The sequence below is a fragment of the Janthinobacterium sp. 1L-D-8-B-C4 genome, assembly GCF_057291295.1.
The window spans coordinates 34408-51048 of record NZ_JBXAVX010000014.1; the positions used below are offsets into that span (position 1 = coordinate 34408).

Genomic DNA, 16641 nt, shown 5'->3' on the forward strand with positions numbered 1-16641 from the left:
CAACATAGCGTTTTTCTTGCTACCATGCGCCACATGTCCATCCGCCAGCCATCCAGTCAGCCACGCCTCAAGGTGTTCGCCCCCGCGCGCACGCCGTGGCAGCTGTGCGTGGCGCTGTTCAGTGCGCTGGCGCTGGTGTTGCTGCTGTCGACGGCCGCCTCGCACCTGCACAAGACCAGCCTGGACGCGGAAGAGTGCACGCTGTGCGCCACCGTCATCGACAAGGTGGCCGATATTGCCGTGCCGCCAGCGATCGCCGAACCACCTGCGCAATTGCTGCCGTACCGCCTGCTGGCGCTGCTGCCGGCGATTCCCGCTCCCGTCATCACCCTGCTGTTGCCGCCCGTGCGCGGCCCTCCATCGACCTCGCTGTAGTTCCCACGCTTTTACTTTTTTCAGGCTGCATCGCCGCGCCCACGAGGCTCGCGCCATGCTGCCTGGCGTACACTATTTTGAGGTTCACCATGCAACACACTCCACGCCTGAGCGCGCTGTCGCTCGCCATTGCCAGCCTGTTTACGATTTCCGCCCATGCCGATGAGGCAGCGCCGCAAGAGATGCAAACGGTCGAAGTCACCTCGGCCCACCTGCGCAGCGCGCGCATCGAACTGTCGCCGAAAGTGGGCACCACCATCTACAGCATCGACAGCCATATGGTCGACATGCTGGGCCAGGGCGACAACACGCCGTTCAATGAAGTGCTGCTGCGCCTGCCAGGCGTGTCGCAGGATTCGAAAGGCTCGGGCGCCCTGCATGTGCGCGACGACCATGCCAACGTGCAATACCGCATCAATGGCGTGCAGCTGCCGGAAAGCATCAGCGGCTTCGGTCAATCGATCGACACGCGCCTGATCGACAAGACCGATTTCATGACCGGCGCCTTGCCGGCCCAGTTCGGCCTGCGCACAGCCGGCATCGTCGATATCGAAACCAAGGAGGGCGGCATGACGCCAGGCGGACGCATCGGCATCCTGGTGGGCAGCCACAACCATATCGAGCCGAGCGCCGAATTGTTCGGCAGCGTCGGCAAATTCAATTACTACCTGTCCGGCAGCTACCTGGGCAACTCGCTGGGGGTGGAAAATCCGCAGGACACGCGCAATGCGCTGCACGACAAGACGCGCCAGAACAAATCGTTCGGCAACCTGTCGTATTTCCTCGATGACAATACCCGCCTCGGCGCCATGTTCGGCACCTACAATGGCCGCTTCCAGATCCCGAACAATCCGGACCAGGCGCCCGGTTTTACCCTGGCCGGGCGCAGCGATGCGCAAGCGGGCACCTCGACCCTGCCGTCGTCGCAGCTCGACGAGAGCCAGCGCGAAGTGAACCGCTTCCTGGTGCTGTCGCTGCAAAAAAGCCTGGGCGACCTGAACTACCAAGTCTCTGCCTTCCACCAGTATTCGCAATTGCACTTCACGCCCGACTCGATTGGCGACCTGATCTACAACGGCGTGGCCTCCGATTCGCGCCGCGCGAACAGCGCCTCCGGTGCCCAGTTCGACGTCAGCTACAAATTGCATCAGGATCACACCGTGCGCGCCGGCCTGGCCTATACGCGCCAGAAAACCAGCAGCGACAATACGGTCGGGGTGTTCCCGGCCGATGAAAACGGCCAAAGCGCCACCACGCCGATGACCATCGTCGACAACAGCGGCAAGACCGGCACCCTGGCCAGTTTCTACCTGCAGGATGAATGGCATATCAGCAAGCCTTTGACCCTGAACTATGGCGTGCGTTTCGACAAGGTTTCGGCCTTTACCGAAGAGCAGCAATGGAGCCCGCGCCTGAACCTGGCCTACCAGGTGGCGCCAGGCACCGCCGTGCACGCCGGCTACTCGCGCTACTTCACGCCGCCGCCGCAGGAACTGGCGGCGCAAGGCAGCATCGACCTGTATGCGAACACGACCAATGCGCCGGAAATCGCCAATTCGGACAACGTCAAGGCCGAGCGCACCCATTATTACGATGTCGGCATCAGCCACCAGGTGAGTTCAAAACTGACGCTGACGGCCGACGTGTACTACAAGAAAATCACCAACCTGCTCGACGAGGGCCAGTTCGGCCAGGCACTGATCCTGACGCCGTTCAACTACGCCGAAGGCTATGCCAAGGGCCTGGAATTGTCGGCCATCTACAGCGAGAAAGACTGGGGCCTGTTCCTGAATGCCAGCACGCAAAAGGCGCAGGGCCGCAACATCAATTCGGGCCAGTCGCTGTTCGGCGCCGATGAGGTGGCGTATATCAAGAACAACTATGTGTTCCTCGACCATGACCAGACCTACACCATGTCCGGTGGTGGCCACTACCACTTCGGCGATTCGCAAGTAAGCGCTGACTTCCTGTACGGCAGCGGCCTGCGCATGACGCCGGACGGCGGTGCACCGAATTCCGGCCACCTGCCGCATTACTTCACGGTCAATACGGCGCTGACCCACACTTGGAAAAACACGCCGGTGGGCAAGGTGGAAGGGCGTTTGGCGCTGATCAATCTGTTCGACAAATCGTATCTGCTGCGCGACGGTTCCGGCGTCGGCGTCGGCGCGCCGCAATATGGCGCCCGCCGCAGTCTGTACGCTGGCCTGTCGACCAGCTTCTAAAGAGTTACGTGCGAAGACAGCGGCAGGGAGCAACGCCTGCCGCTGTCGGTTGCCGTGAAGTCAGCCCCTGTGATTTAACCCCAATGGATCGGCTGCTGGCCGTTTTCCTGCAAATAGGCATTGGCCTGGCTGAATGGCTTGCTGCCAAAGAAACCCCGGTGCGCGGATAGCGGTGACGGGTGCGGCGCCGTCAGCACCAAGTGCTTGCCTTCGTCGATCAGCGCGCGCTTGGCGATCGCGTAAGACCCCCACAAAATGAAGACGATGCCTTCGCGTTCCTGCGCCAGATGGCGAATCGCGCTGTCGGTCAGCTTTTCCCAGCCCTTGTTCGCATGTGAGCCGGCCTCGCCCGAACGTACCGTCAGCACACTGTTGAGCAGGAACACGCCTTGCTCTGCCCAGTCGCTCAGATCCGTATGGGTGCGCTGCACGCCGACATCGCTGGCGAGTTCCTTGATGATATTGCGCAAGCTGGGCTGGGGACGGGTGCCATCCGGTATCGAAAAGCATAGCCCCATGGCCGCGCCCGGCGTGTGATACGGGTCCTGTCCCAGGATCACCACCTTCACTTTGTCGAACGGCGCCAGGTCAAACGCGCGGAAGATGTCCTTACCCGGCGGAAAACAAGGCCCCGCCGCATATTCTTGCTTGACGAACGCCGCCAGGCTGGCCCACCAGGGCTGCTCGAATTCGGCCAACAGCCGGGCTTTCCACGATGGTTCGATACGTACTTCCATGTTCACTCCAGAGATTTTTCGCAAGCCAAGTATAGCTTCCTGAACAATATGGATTGTTTTCGATTCTGCAAAGAAAAAGCCGCCCGGCTTGCGCGGGGCGGCTCGATCTGGTTGCTGCGGTGTTTAGTCGTTCAGCGCCGACTCCACCCCGGCCATATGCGCCTGCTCATCGGCGTGGTACGAGCTGCGCACCATGGCGCCGATGGCGGCGTGGGTAAAGCCCATCTTGTAGGCTTCTTCTTCGAACATCTTGAACACATCCGGATGCACATAGCGGCGTACCGGCAGGTGGCTGTTCGATGGCGCCAGGTATTGGCCGATGGTCAGCATGTCGATGTCGTGCTCGCGCATATCGCGCATCACTTGCAGGATTTCCTCGTCGGTCTCGCCCAAGCCGACCATGATGCCGGACTTGGTTTTCACGCCAGGGTACATGGCCTTGAAGTCCTTCAGCAGTTTCAGCGAATGCATGTAGTCCGAACCGGGGCGCGCTTCCTTGTACAGGCGCGGCGCCGTTTCCAGGTTGTGGTTCATGACGTCGGGCAAGCCATCCTTGAACAGGTTCAGGGCTTTTTCCAGGCGGCCGCGGAAGTCGGGCACCAGCACTTCGATGCGGGTGTTCGGCGACAGGGCGCGCGTTTGCTGGATGCACTCGACGAAGTGGCCGGCGCCGCCGTCGCGCAGGTCGTCGCGGTCGACCGAGGTGATGACGACGTAGTTCAGGCGCAGCTTGGCGATGGTTTTCGACAGGTTGGCCGGCTCTTCCTTGTCCAGCGGATCAGGACGACCGTGGCCGACGTCGCAGAACGGGCAGCGGCGGGTGCACTTGTCGCCCATGATCATGAAGGTGGCGGTGCCCTTGCCGAAGCATTCGCCGATATTCGGGCAGCTCGCTTCTTCGCAGACGGTCACCAGCTTGTTTTCGCGCAGGATATCCTTGATTTCATAGAAGCGGGTCGAGGCCGAAGCGGCCTTGACGCGGATCCAGTCCGGCTTTTTCAGGCGCTCGATCTGTTCGATCGGTACGATCTTGATCGGGATGCGCGCTGTCTTGCTGGCGCCTTTTTGCTTTTCGCTAGGGTTGTAGGCCGGAGCGGCGGTGGCGACGGGGGCGGTGCTGGAAATGGTCTCAGAAGTCATGGCTGCGAGCCCTTGACGGGCATGTTGGTTTGTTAGCTCAGGCATCCGCTGCCTGAGGCGCGCCTGCGGCGCTCTGCTGTACATCGAGTAATTCGGTCAGTTCACGGGCCAGCGCGTGCTGCACGTCGGCCAGCGGGGCGTCCACGCCCATGCTGCGCATGTCGACCGTTTTCAGGCCGGAATAACCACACGGGTTGATCCAGGAAAACGGCGCCAGGTCCATCGCCACATTGAGCGACACGCCATGGTAGGTGCAGCCGTTGCCGCGCACTTTCAAGCCCAGCGCGGCGATCTTGGCGCCTTTGTCGGGCCCGCCGGCGATATAAATGCCGGGCGCGCCATCGATGCGCTCGCCTGCAAGATTATACGCCGCCAGCACATTGATGATGGCCTGCTCGATTTTATGCACGAACTGGCGTGCATACAGCTTGCCGCCGGGCTTGTTGCGGCGCAGGTCCATCAGCAGGTAGATCACCACCTGGCCGGGGCCGTGGAAGGTCACTTCGCCGCCGCGGTCGGTCTGCACCACGGGGATCGCCTCGGCACCGGCCAGCAAGTGGCCACGGTCGGCCGCCAGGCCCAGGGTAAATACGGGCGGGTGCTCGACGATCCACAGTTCGTCGCGCGTGTCGGTCGTGCGCGCGTCGGTAAACGCGCGCATGGCGGCAAAGGTCGGCTCGTAATCGACACGGCCCAGCTCGCGGATCAGGGCCGCTTCGGTTCGGGTGGTGGTCATGACAGATTCTATGATCGGCTGCCGGCGCGCGGTGGACGCTGCGGCGAAGCCGTGATTATACCGCCACCGTGGGGCGAGGGCGGACCACGGCTCAGATCTGCAACAACAACTGCGCCAGTTGCGACGCCGCCAGCCGGATCTGCGCCGGGCTCAACGCGGTGTAGCCAAGCAGCACGGCCGGCGGCAATTGCGCCTGCTGGCAAAATTCGCCCAGCCCCTGCAACGCCAGCCCCGCCTGCGCGGCGCGCGCGCAGAATGCCGCTTCGTCGCTGCCCGGCGGCAGCCACAGCACGCAATGAAAGCCGGCTTGCTGACCCGAAATGCTGTAACGGCCGGGCGCCAGCCGGTCGAGGCAGCCCAGCAGCAGGTCGCGCCGCTCCTTGTAGGCCAGGCGCGCCTGGCGCAGGTGGCGCACGAAGGCGCTTTCTTCGATCCAGGCGGCCAGCGCCAGCTGGTCCGTCATGCCTACCGAGCGACCCGTCACTTGCAAGGTGCGCAGCAGCAAGGGACGCAAGCCAGGTGGCAGCACCATGAAGCCCAGGCGCAGGCCGGCAAACAGGGTCTTGTTGAAGCTGCCGCAATAGATCACGCGCTGATACTGATCCAGCGATTTCAAGGCAGCCAGCGGCGCACTCTGATAGTTGAACTCGCTGTCGTAATCGTCTTCCACCACCCAGGCGCCGCTCTCGCTGGCCCAGTCGAGCAGGGCCAGGCGGCGCGTGACGGACATGGTCACGCCCAATGGCGACTGGTGCGCCGGCGTGACATACACCAGGCTGGCGTCGGCATGTGCTTGCAGGGCGGCGCAATCGATGCCTTCGGCGTCGACCGCAATATCGACCGGCACGGCGCCAGCCAGCGTGAACAGGGTGCGCGCGGCCGGATAGCCGGGGTCTTCCAGGCACACCTTGTCGCCTGCGCGCACGGTGGCGCGGGCGATCAGGTCGATCGCATGGCGGATGCCGGTAGTGATGACGATATCGTGCGGGTCGCAGCGGATGCCGCGGTACTTGGCCAGATAGTCGGCGATCTGCCGGCGCAATTCGGGCGCGCCGGCCGGATCGGTGCTGCACAGCTGGGCCGGCGTGGCGGCGGCCAGCGCCCTGGCCGCGCAGCGCGACCAGGAGGCGGTCGAGAACAGCGCCGCATCGGCGCGCCGCGCCACGAAGGGCAGGCCGTCGCGCACGCCGGTGTCAAACACCGGCTGGGGCGGGGCGCTGCCTGCCTCGGCCGCCGGCTGTGCCGGCAAATCGAAGCCGGCCATCAGGAAGCGTTCCGGCACCACTGCGCACACGCGCGTGCCGGAACCCGGTACGCGCGTGACATAGGCCTCCGCATGCAGGCGGTCGAACACTGTTTCAATGGTGCCGCGCGACAATTCCCAGCGCGCCGCCAGGGCGCGGCTCGACGGCAGGCGGCTGCCGGCCGGCAGTACCTTGCCGAGAATGGCAGAGCGCAGCGCTTCATAGGCGCCATCCTGCTTGCTGACGCCGGGCTGGTCCAGCCAGCTGGTGGGGCGCGGCAAGTCCAGCGCTAGCGGTAATTTTCCTCGCGGCATAGATAACTGTCCAAGTGGTCCAATGATTTTTCGTGCTAACGGCACTTCGCATTACACCACAACCATTTTACTCTCACCGTTCTGGTGCGCCAGCCCTGGCACGCCACTTTTTATTGTGAAAGATCATGAGAAATTTATCATCGCCCCGGGCCTGGAGCGCCATCCTGCTGTTGCTGGTCTGTTTGCCACGCCTGAGCATCGACCTGTACCTGCCGTCGCTGCCGGCAATGGCCGATGCGCTGCACGCCAGCGATGCGCAATTGCAGCTGACCCTGAGCGGGTTCATGGCCGGTTCGGCCGCCTCAATGCTGGTGTGCGGCCCGCTGGCCGACCGCTACGGGCGCCGCCCGGTGCTGCTGGCCGGCACGGTGATTTATCTGCTGGCCAGCATCGCCTGCGCCTGCGCCTGCAATGCGACCGTGCTGATCATCGCGCGCCTGCTGCAAGCCTTTGGCGGCTGCAGCGGCACCATGCTGGGCCGGGTGATGGTGCGCGACCGTTTTGACCGCGCCACGCAGGCGCGATTGCTGGGTCGCATTTCGATGGGCATGGGCCTGTCACCGATCGTCGCGCCGCTGGCCGGCAGCGTGATTGATGCGGCCTTCGGCTGGCGCGCCGTGTTTGCCGCGCTGTGTGCGCTGGGCTTGCTGTCGCTGTGTTTGAGCTTGCTGTACGTGCCAGAAACCCGGCCAGCCAAGGCGGCATCGACAGAAAACGTGCTGGCGCTGTACCGGCGCCTGCTGGGCGACGCCTATTTCCTGCGCTACGCGCTGGCGATCGGCTTTGTGTATTGCACCTATTTCCCGTTCATTGCGCAGTCGCCGGTGCTGCTGCAACGCGGCATGCATTTGTCGCCAGGCGCCTATGCATTGGTGTTTGCGCTGACGGTCAGCGGCTATGTGGTGGGTTCGACGTTGTTTCAGCGCTGGGGCGCGCAACAGGGCGCTGACCGCATGCTGGCCCTGGCCGTGGGGCTGAATCTGGCGGGCGCGGCCAGCCTGCTGGTGGCCGGCAGCCTGGCGCCGCAGCACCTGGCGTCACTGGTAGCACCGATGCTGCTGGTGATGGTGTCGGTCGGCATGGCGATTCCCGCCTGCCAGCTGGCGGTGCTGCAGCCGTATGGCGCACAGGCGGGCAGCGCCACCGGCCTGTTCTTTTTCGTGCAGATGCTGATCACGGCCGCCTGTGGCGCGCTGGTGGCGGCGATTTCCGACGGCAGCGCGCGGCCCATGGTGTGGATCACGGCCGGCGCCAGCGCCGCGTTTGCCACTGTCTGCCTGGCTACGCGGCAGGTACGCTCGCCAGCCATTGCTGCACGCCAGGGCGCTGCCACTGCGCCGCCGCATAGTCGCGCAACCGTTGCGGCACCGGTTCACCGCTCTTGATCAGGCGCAGCAGCATCAATGCCAGGTCAGTGTCGGCGATGCTCCAGGCATCAAACAGCGACGCACCCTGCAGCAGTTCGCCGGCGATGTGCAACAACTTGGCGGCCGCCGCCTGCGCGGCCGGCGACAGCGGCGCATGGTCGGCACGAGGTGGGTAAAACACGACGGTCGAATCGCGCTCGTTGCGCAGCGCCAGCAGGTCGCTGCGCAACCATGCCTGCACCTGGCGTGCCCGCGCGCGCTGGCGCACGTCGTGCGGCAGCAGGCATGGATAAGCGGGTTCGCCGAAAACGTCGTCGAGATAGTCGGCAATCGCGTTCGATTCCGTCAGGATAAAGCCGTCATGGTCGATGGCAGGTACGCGCTGTGTCAGGCTCAGGTCGCTGAAAGGCGGCTGGCGCGCCGCGCCGGCATCCAGGTCGACGTCCTGCACGTTAAAGGAAATCTGCTTTTCGCTCAGGCAGACAAAGGTTGAGAAGGCATACGGACTGATGCGTTTACGGTCGACATACAGGGTCAGGGACATGGTTTCTTTCCGATGGCAAGTGAGCAGCATTCATCATAAAGCCCCTTATGACGCCGTCAAAACGAGTTATATTCGGCATTCTGGTTACTTTTATTCACATCAAACGACATGTCCAGACTACCGAATTTTTCAGCCTTGCGCGCCTTCGAGGCGGCTGCCCGCCACGGCAATTTTTCACGCGCGGCCGAGGAGCTGCACCTGACGCACGGTGCCATCAGCCACCAGGTACGCAAGCTGGAAGCGGAACTGGGTATCTTGCTGTTCGTGCGCAACGGCCGCCAGGTGACAGTCACGCCGCAGGGACAGCAATTTGCCCTGGTGCTGGGCAAGTCGTTTGCCGAGATCGCCACGGCGGCGCAAGCCCTGCGTCCGGCTGGCGCCAGCACGCGCCTGACGATCACCTCGATTCCCTCGTTTGCAGCGCGCTGGCTGGCGCCGCGCCTCGGGCATTTCATCGAGCGCCATCCTGGCATCGAAGTGCTGCTGCAAACGAGCGGCATCCTGCAGGACCTGGCCGCCGAAGGCATCGACGTGGGCATCCGCTTCGGCCGCGGCCATTATCCGGGTTTGCTGGTGCAGCCACTGATGGGCGACGTGTATTACCCCGTCTGCAGCCCTCATTACCGGGGCGGCCAGCTGCCGGCCACGCCGGGCGACCTGGCCCACGCGACCTTGCTGCGCTCGCTCGAACCCTGGCGGCCGTGGCTGGCGGCGGCGGGCTTGCCACTGCCCGAACCGGCGGGCGGCGTGCTGTACGAGGATTTGTCGATGCTGATACGCTCGGCCATCGATGGCGACGGCGTGGCGCTGGTGCGCCATGCGATCGTGCTGCAGGAACTGGCGGAAGGACGGCTGGTGCGCCTGTTCGAGACGTTCGCGCCCAGTGCCGACAGTTATTACCTGGTCAGCCCGCCGACCGTGGCGGACCGGCCGGTGGTGCGCGCCTTTCGTGCCTGGCTGGGCGAAGAGATCGCCGCCTTCCAGGTACGGCATGCGCTGCTTACATGACGATCTTGACCATCGGATGCGCCGACAGCGCGTTGTACAGCGCGTCGAGCTGTTCGCGGCTGACGGCGCGTACGGTCACCGTCAGGCCTGTGTAATTGCCCTTGCCCGATGGACGCACTTCCAGCCGGCCTTCGTGGAAGGTGGGGTCATGGCTGACCACCAGCGCGGTGATGGTGGGCGCGAAATCGACATGCGTCGGACCCATGATCTTGATGGGGAAGTCGCTCGGGTACTCGATCAGCGATTCGCTGGGAGGGATGGTTTGCATGATAGTTCCAATCAGAAGCGGTCAGGGCAGGCGGGGCACGCCTGCATAAGGCCGTATTGTAGCGAAATTCGACAGCGGGTGAAGCGGCCACCAGCGGCGCGCCGGCCGGGCAAAAAAAAGCCAGCTGGGTAAGCTGGCCAAAACTATTTCGCTTGCACAAAATAGCCGGAAAAATCGGTGCTGTCGCGCCGCAGGGCGTTGCGCTGTACTGCAATGACACGACTGTAGACAAAACACCGATGCTTTACTTCCGGCATGTGACGAACTGCCAGTTTGGCGGCATGAAGCGCCTGCATCGCCGCCAGACGGTAACGCTCAGCGCTCCGCTTCCTGGGTGCGGCCATTGTTTCTCCCCTGGTTAGGGCGTTCGCGCGCAGGATTGCCGCGCTCGCCGCCGCGCTCGACACGCGGTTCGGCGGCGGGCCGCGGCGCTGGCATGGCAGGCGCTGGCGCTGGCGCGGGTGCCGCAGGCCGTGGCGCGGCGACTGGCGCAGCGGCGGCCGGTTGCGGCGGTGGGCGGTTGCCGCGCTCGCCACGGTCGCTCCGGTCCACACGCTCGGGACGATCCGGGCGATCCGGGCGTTCGATACGCTCGGGACGGTCGCCGCGTGGCCGCTCTTCGCCGCGCCAGGCCGGACGGCCAGGCTGGCCGATCGCATCCTGTACCGGCGGCAAGGCAGGCGCAGCGGGCATGGCGGGCGCGGCCGGTGTCGCGGGCATGGACGGTACCGCCGGACGGCGTGGTTCGCGCACCGGCATGGCGCCGTCTTCCGTCTGCAAGCGTCCGGGCCGGTTATTCAAGTCGCGGCGCGGAAAATCGGGACGATTCGTTTCGCGCGGCGGACGCTGCCAGTCAGAACCAGTGCCGGGGGCAGGTGAGGGTGCGGTGCTCAAGGGAGCGTTATGGACCTGCGGCGGCGGCATCGTCGTTCCACCATCGCGCCGGGGCCGGTCGCGGTCCCGGTTCCGATAGTCGGGCACATAGCGGTCGCGCGGCGACAATGGAAACCAGCCCATGCCCGGGCCTTTGCCGGGAGCCGCACCCGGGCGTGGTCCGTGCTGCAGGCCAGGGCGTGGACCGTGATCGCTACCGGCCCAGCCCACCAATGCTGGCGCCCAGGCATTGCGGACGCGTTCGCGGCCCGGCGCCCAACCCCAGCGCTGGCCAACCTGCACCCAGCGGCCATAGTGCGACGGCGCATAGCCCCACGGCGCATTGTCGATCCAGGTCCAGCCCCACGGCGCGATCCAGCGCCAAAGGCCATCGCTGTAGGGCGCCCAACCGACGGGCACGGCGCGCGGCAGCCACAAGGGGCCATATTCGGCGTCTTCCTGCCATGCGCCGTGGCGGTCCAGCTCTTCATAGCCGGTCACGTCTTCGGTGACATAGCGCAGCGCCGGCGAGGCGGACACCACCGTTTCGGGCCAGCTGTCAAAGGCGATGCGCTGCAGCGGCCCGGTGCGCAGCTCCTCGTCCGTCAGTTCGGCGCGCTTGCCGGCGCGCAGCATCACGCTGGCGGTGCTGCCGTCGACGTCGGCCGCGCCTTCGAGCACGCTGACGACGCTGGTGCCGGGCGGGCGTTCGGCGTCGATGCGCACCCAACCGGGCTGCGTCAGCACCACGCGCGCCCGGGCGGTGGTTACTTCCAGGCCGCGCAGGCCATCCTGGTTGCGCACCCGCACACTGGCGCTGCCGTAACCGAGATGCAATTTGAAACTGTCGTCATCGAGCTGCGTCACCTCCAGCTCGGAGTCGCCGTCGAGCCGCACGACGGCGCCGCCGACGCGAAACTCGGCCAGCGCATTGCGCCTGGTGGTGATCAGGTTATCGGTGCTGATTGGCCAGTTCAGCAGGGCGTCCTGCGGCGCGCCATCGCCGGCGCGCACCAGCACTTGCCCTTCGACCGTGGAAATGCGCCCCACGCGCTCGGGGGAATCGGCCAGCGCCGGCGCCCCGGCCGAGGACAGCACAAGGGCAAACACGGTGTTCAGGAAAGTCGGACGCATGATGGCGCTCCAGTGAGGGACAATGAAAGTACGGTGCAGGTAGTCAATTACAGCCCGAGGCGCACGGCGCCACAAGCAGGCTTACAAATGATTGCAAGTGGCCCGGTCACGAAGTGGCGTGCGCGCCACGCTTGACGAAAAACAGGGCCGCGCCGACCGCCATCAGCAGGCCGCCAAAGAAGCGGTTCTGCTTCCTGACGGCCTTGGCGTCGCGGAAAAAGCGCTGCATCGACGACGCCAGGTAGGCATAGCTGTGCATGACGATCAGGTCGATGGTGCACATGGTCACGGCCAAAATCAACAGTTGCGGCAGCACCGGAGCACTGGGGCTGATAAATTGCGGCAGCACCGCCACCATGAAGATGATGCCCTTGGGGTTGGTCACGTTGGTCAGGAAACCGGTCAGTACGCGCCGGCCCATGCTTGGCAGCACGGCTGCGGCATGCAGGTCGCCGGCCACCGCGATCTTTGCGCGCCACTGCGACAGGCCCAGGTAAATCAGGTACAGCGCGCCGACGGTTTTCACGATATTGAAGGCCACTTCCGAGGCCAACAGCAGGGAACCGACGCCGGCGCCGGCGATGAACAGCACTACCAGCAGGCCCAGCTGCAGGCCAAGGATGGTGGCGCTGGTCTTTTTCACGCCGTATGACAGGCCGTGCGACATCGACAGCACGGCGCCGGAGCCGGGCGAGATGGCGATGATGGAAGCGGCGAAGACAAAGGCAATCCAGGTGGCAAAGCTCATGCGAAATCCAGAAAGGAGAAGAAGAGGGCGATTTTACCGCGCCGCGTGCGTCGCTGCCGGCCGGGCTGGGTTAAGATCATGCCAACACCTTTCTTGCATCTCAACCAATAAGAACATGATGAACCTTACTTCCATTTTATTTTCGTCGTCCCCATCCACCATCGTGGGAGGATACTGAGATGGCCGGCTCCAGCCTGTTTGCCCTGCTCGACGATATCGCCAGCATTCTCGACGACGTTTCCCTGATGACCAAGGTGGCGGCCAAGAAGACCGCTGGCGTGCTCGGCGACGACCTGGCGCTCAACGCGCAGCAGGTATCGGGCGTGCGCGCCGAGCGCGAACTACCGGTGGTCTGGGCGGTGGCGGTCGGCTCCTTGAAAAACAAGGCCATCCTGGTGCCGGCCGCGCTGGCCATCAGCGCGTTTGCGCCGTGGGCCATCACGCCGCTGCTGATGGTAGGCGGCGCCTACCTGTGCTTCGAAGGCTTTGAAAAGATCGCCCATCCGTTTTTGCACCCGGACGACAGCCACAAGGCCGAGCTGGCCGAGGCGCTGCGCGACCCGAACGTGGACCTGGTGGCGCTGGAAAAGGACAAGATCAAGGGCGCCGTGCGCACCGATTTCATCCTGTCGGCCGAAATCATCGTGATTGCGCTCGGCACGGTCGCTACCGCCACCTTTGCCGAACAGGTGGCGGTGGTGGCCGGCATCGCCGTGATCATGACGGTCGGCGTGTACGGCCTGGTGGCCGGCATCGTCAAGCTCGACGATGCCGGTTTCTGGCTGGCCGCGCGCAAGGGCGCCGGCGCGCTGATGAATGGCGTGCGCGGCTTTGGCCGCATGCTGGTGGCAGCCGCCCCCAAGCTGATGAAATTTTTATCCGTGGTCGGTACCTTGGCCATGTTCATGGTCGGCGGCGGCATCCTGACGCATGGCTGGCCGTGGGCCAGTGACATGCTGCACCAGATGGAGCATGCGGTGGCCGGCGTGGCGGTGGCAGGCGGCGTGCTGGCGGCCGTGCTGCCCAGCGTGGTCAACGCCATCGTCGGCGTGATCGCCGGTGGCCTGGTGCTGGCGGTGGTCAGCGGCGCCCAGGCTTTGTTGCGCATCGTCAAGCCTGCCAAATGAACTTTCTGTTCTGATGGGGCGGCAGCCGCAACCGTGGCTGCCGCCCGCCTCCCCCTTCCATCCACCTCAGGAGTCAAGCATGCCGCAACCAACCTTCCAACGTCCGAGCAGCGCCTTTGTCGGCGCCTCGTGGGCCGCGCTGCTGATCGGCGCCGTCACCTATCTGTCGGGCCTGTGGAATGCCGGCATGGCGCTCAATGAAAAAGGCTATTACTTCACCTTGCTGATGTACGGCCTGTTTGCCGCCGTTTCCCTGCAAAAATCGGTGCGCGACCGCAGCGAGGGGATCGCCGTCACCGGCATTTATTTCGGCTTGTGCTGGATCTCCGTGCTGCTGGCCTTGCTGCTGCTGACGGTCGGCCTGTTCAACGCCACCATGCAGAACAGCGAAAAAGGCTTTTATGCCATGTCATTCCTGCTGAGCCTGTTTGCGGCGGTGGCGGTGCAAAAAAACGTGCGCGATGTCGGCCAGGCTGCCGTCGCCGAACCGGCTGACATGTCGCCGCCTTGATCTGCCGCAACTGGCGCGGGAACTAAACTCCCGCGCGCGCATCTACCCTTCTTTCAAGGGGAGAGCGTGATGAGCGACCAACAACAACGTTTGCATATGGCGCTCGAAGCGGCGCATATGGCGATCTGGGATTCGCGCATCGTCGGCGGCCAGGTGATCGACGGCACGGTGACGTGGTCGGCCAAGGGTGCCACGCTGCTGGGCTTGCCCGAACTCCCGCTGACGCATTCGTTTCGCGATTTCCTTGCCTGCGTGCATGCCGATGACCGCGAGCATGTGCTGCAAGTGCTGCAGGAGGGGGTCGAACGACACGGTAGCTACTCTCTCGAATATCGTGTCGTCTGGCCCGATAACAGCGAGCACTGGCTGGCTGCCAAGGCACAGGTATTCCTGGACGCGCACGGCCAGCCCGAACGCACGCTGGGCATCATCTGGGATATCACCGAAAAAACCTTGCAAGAAATCATGATCGCCGAACACAAGGAGCTGGCCGAAGTCACGCTCAGCTCGATCGGCGACGCCGTGATCACCACCGACCCGTTCGGCAAGACGCGCTACCTTAACCGCATGGCCGAGCAGCTTACCGGCTGGACCAACCAACTGGCGCGCGGCCTGGATATCTGGCAAACCATGCAACTGGTCGATGAGCGCACGGGCGAGCCGCTGGAACATGTGGCCCTCAAATGCCTGCACCAGCGCCAGTCGGTCGGCATGTCCTCGCACACCGAGTTGATCATGCGCGACGGGCGCCATATCGCCATCGAAGATTCGGCCGCGCCGATCTGGTCGCGCGACGGCGAGATCCTCGGCGCGGTAGTGGTGTTTCGCGATGTCAGCCATGAGCGCAAGCTGAGCCAGCAATTGTCGTGGCAAGCCACGCACGACTCGCTTACCGGGCTGATCAACCGGCGCCATTTCGAACACGTGGTGGCCAACGCGCTGCACAGCGCCAAGGAACAGGGCCATGTGCATGCGCTGCTGTACCTCGACCTGGATCAGTTCAAGGTGATCAACGACACCTGCGGCCATGGCGCCGGCGACATGCTGCTGCAACTGCTGGCCAAGCTGCTGCAGTCGCAGATGCGCGACAGCGACATTCTGGCGCGCCTGGGCGGCGACGAACTGGGCGTGCTGTTGCCGAACTGCCCGATGGATCACGCGCGCATTATAGGCGAGCAATTACGCCAGTCGATCCGCGATTTCCGTTTCAGCTGGGACTCGCGCAGCTTCGAACTGGGCGTCAGCATCGGCATGGTGGAAGTCAACCAGGACAGCAAGTCACTGAGCGAACTGCTGATCGCCGCCGACCAGGCCTGCTACCTGGCCAAGGAGCAGGGCCGCAACCGCATCCACGTGTACCAGGAAGCCGACGTGATGCTGGCCCAGCGCCATGGCGAAATGCTGTGGATTTCGCGCCTGAAGGAAGCGTTCGAGCATCAATATTTCCGCCTGTATGCGATGCCCATCGTGCACCTGCACGATGGCCAGGAGAGCCACGACGAAGTGCTGCTGCGCATCCGCAACAGCAAGGGCGATTTGATACTGCCCGGCGCCTTTATCCCGGCCGCCGAACGCTATGACATGATGATTTCGATCGACCGCTGGGTCATCCGCGCCGTCTGTCACCATATCCAGAGCATCCGCGACAGCCTGCCGGTCGCCCTGGCACAGATTGAAAACTGCCGCCGCGCGCCGGCCCTGTATTCGGTCAACCTGTCGGGCATGTCGCTGGCCGATACCCACCTGCAAGATTACATCATTGAACAGTTCGTGCAATACGCCGTCGCGCCCGAGCAGATCTGCTTTGAAATCACCGAAACGGCGGTGATCGCCAACCTGCCCAAGGCGCAGGTCTTCATGCACAAGCTCAGGGCGCTCGGCTGCCGCTTTTCGCTCGACGACTTCGGCAGCGGCTTTTCCTCATTCGGCTACCTGAAGGCGCTGCCGGTCGACTACCTGAAGATCGACGGCGTGTTCGTGCGCGATATCGCCACCAATACGATCAACCGCGCGATGGTCAAGGCCATCAATGAAGTGGGCCACGTGATGGGCCTGAAAACCGTCGCCGAATACGTGGAAGACGAAGCAACGCTGGCGATTATCCGCGAACTGGGCGTCGATTATGCGCAGGGTTATGCGGTGGGCAGTTTGCGGCCGCTGACGGCCGGCATGGATTGAACGGCCTGGCCAGCGCAAAACCGCCAACGCCATAGGCATGATGGCGGCATCGATCAAATCACCCCCCGGTAGAAGTGACTACCTGCGCCCGCGCGCCGTCAAATTACCCACT

Annotated in this window: 16 protein-coding genes; 7 read left to right on the forward strand and 9 right to left on the reverse strand. The window is 64.1% G+C overall.

Translation table 11 applies throughout. The annotated features are described in order from the left end of the window. Positions 1 to 33: 33 nt before the first annotated feature. Both AC0Z42_RS21800 and AC0Z42_RS21805 read left to right on the forward strand, forming a co-directional pair. Entirely contained in the window at positions 34 to 375 is a 342-nt protein-coding gene (locus AC0Z42_RS21800; protein ID WP_485470277.1) for a hypothetical protein, read from the forward strand. A gap of 89 nt (positions 376 to 464) precedes the next feature. Further along, entirely contained in the window at positions 465 to 2600 is a 2136-nt protein-coding gene (locus tag AC0Z42_RS21805) for a TonB-dependent receptor (protein ID WP_485470278.1), read from the forward strand. A 74-nt stretch (positions 2601 to 2674) separates the two neighbouring features. Here the strand turns inward: AC0Z42_RS21805 and ung are convergent, their stop codons facing one another. The 4 genes from ung to pdxR all read right to left on the reverse strand — a co-directional run bounded on the left by ung (position 2675) and on the right by pdxR (position 6771). Continuing rightward, positions 2675 to 3337: a uracil-DNA glycosylase gene (gene ung / locus AC0Z42_RS21810; RefSeq protein WP_485470279.1), complete on the reverse strand. Its 663-nt coding sequence runs from the start codon at positions 3335 to 3337 to the stop codon at positions 2675 to 2677. 123 nt (positions 3338 to 3460) lie between these two features. Then, positions 3461 to 4477: a lipoyl synthase gene (gene lipA, locus AC0Z42_RS21815; RefSeq protein WP_485470280.1), complete on the reverse strand. Its 1017-nt coding sequence runs from the start codon at positions 4475 to 4477 to the stop codon at positions 3461 to 3463. A 37-nt stretch (positions 4478 to 4514) separates the two neighbouring features. Beyond that, positions 4515 to 5213, reverse strand: coding sequence for a lipoyl(octanoyl) transferase LipB (lipB, locus tag AC0Z42_RS21820; RefSeq protein ID WP_065306213.1), 699 nt, complete (start codon positions 5211 to 5213; stop codon positions 4515 to 4517). A 91-nt stretch (positions 5214 to 5304) separates the two neighbouring features. Then, complete coding sequence (gene pdxR / locus AC0Z42_RS21825) at positions 5305 to 6771, reverse strand: MocR-like pyridoxine biosynthesis transcription factor PdxR (RefSeq protein WP_485470281.1); 1467 nt, start codon at positions 6769 to 6771, stop codon at positions 5305 to 5307. A gap of 125 nt (positions 6772 to 6896) precedes the next feature. On the opposite strand from pdxR, the gene AC0Z42_RS21830 reads away from it, so the two are divergent. Next, positions 6897 to 8156: a multidrug effflux MFS transporter gene (locus AC0Z42_RS21830; protein ID WP_485470282.1), complete on the forward strand. Its 1260-nt coding sequence runs from the start codon at positions 6897 to 6899 to the stop codon at positions 8154 to 8156. Here the strand turns inward: AC0Z42_RS21830 and yfcF are convergent. After that, positions 8053 to 8682: a glutathione transferase gene (yfcF, locus tag AC0Z42_RS21835; protein ID WP_485470283.1), complete on the reverse strand. Its 630-nt coding sequence runs from the start codon at positions 8680 to 8682 to the stop codon at positions 8053 to 8055. The two genes, AC0Z42_RS21830 and yfcF, sit on opposite strands and share 104 nt — an antisense overlap. A gap of 108 nt (positions 8683 to 8790) precedes the next feature. On the opposite strand from yfcF, the gene gcvA reads away from it, so the two are divergent. Continuing rightward, on the forward strand, positions 8791 to 9690 hold the full coding sequence (gene gcvA, locus AC0Z42_RS21840) for a transcriptional regulator GcvA (RefSeq protein ID WP_485470284.1): 900 nt from the start codon (positions 8791 to 8793) through the stop codon (positions 9688 to 9690). Here the strand turns inward: gcvA and AC0Z42_RS21845 are convergent. From AC0Z42_RS21845 to AC0Z42_RS21860, 4 genes are all read right to left on the reverse strand, one after another. After that, positions 9683 to 9958: a DUF493 family protein gene (locus AC0Z42_RS21845; protein ID WP_436548199.1), complete on the reverse strand. Its 276-nt coding sequence runs from the start codon at positions 9956 to 9958 to the stop codon at positions 9683 to 9685. The genes gcvA and AC0Z42_RS21845 overlap by 8 nt on opposite strands. A 143-nt stretch (positions 9959 to 10101) precedes the next feature. Continuing rightward, complete coding sequence (locus tag AC0Z42_RS21850) at positions 10102 to 10302, reverse strand: hypothetical protein (protein ID WP_485470285.1); 201 nt, start codon at positions 10300 to 10302, stop codon at positions 10102 to 10104. Beyond that, the gene (locus tag AC0Z42_RS21855) at positions 10274 to 11965 is read right to left on the reverse strand and encodes a DUF6600 domain-containing protein (RefSeq protein ID WP_485470286.1); all 1692 of its coding nucleotides are present in this window, start codon (positions 11963 to 11965) and stop codon (positions 10274 to 10276) included. The genes AC0Z42_RS21850 and AC0Z42_RS21855 overlap by 29 nt, the downstream gene beginning before the upstream one ends. A gap of 106 nt (positions 11966 to 12071) precedes the next feature. Continuing rightward, positions 12072 to 12713, reverse strand: coding sequence for a LysE family transporter (locus AC0Z42_RS21860; protein WP_485470287.1), 642 nt, complete (start codon positions 12711 to 12713; stop codon positions 12072 to 12074). 179 nt (positions 12714 to 12892) lie between these two features. Here AC0Z42_RS21860 and AC0Z42_RS21865 point away from each other — a divergent pair, with 179 nt between their 5' ends. The 3 genes from AC0Z42_RS21865 to AC0Z42_RS21875 all read left to right on the forward strand — a co-directional run bounded on the left by AC0Z42_RS21865 (position 12893) and on the right by AC0Z42_RS21875 (position 16529). Further along, complete coding sequence (locus AC0Z42_RS21865) at positions 12893 to 13840, forward strand: DUF808 domain-containing protein (RefSeq protein ID WP_485470288.1); 948 nt, start codon at positions 12893 to 12895, stop codon at positions 13838 to 13840. Positions 13841 to 13919: 79 nt separating this feature from the next. Then, positions 13920 to 14351, forward strand: coding sequence for an inner membrane protein YiaA (gene yiaA / locus AC0Z42_RS21870; protein WP_485470289.1), 432 nt, complete (start codon positions 13920 to 13922; stop codon positions 14349 to 14351). A 69-nt stretch (positions 14352 to 14420) separates the two neighbouring features. After that, positions 14421 to 16529 carry an EAL domain-containing protein gene (locus AC0Z42_RS21875; RefSeq protein WP_485470290.1) on the forward strand — a complete coding sequence of 703 codons (2109 nt, stop codon included), beginning with the start codon at positions 14421 to 14423 and terminating at the stop codon, positions 16527 to 16529. The last annotated feature ends 112 nt before the right edge of the window (positions 16530 to 16641 follow it).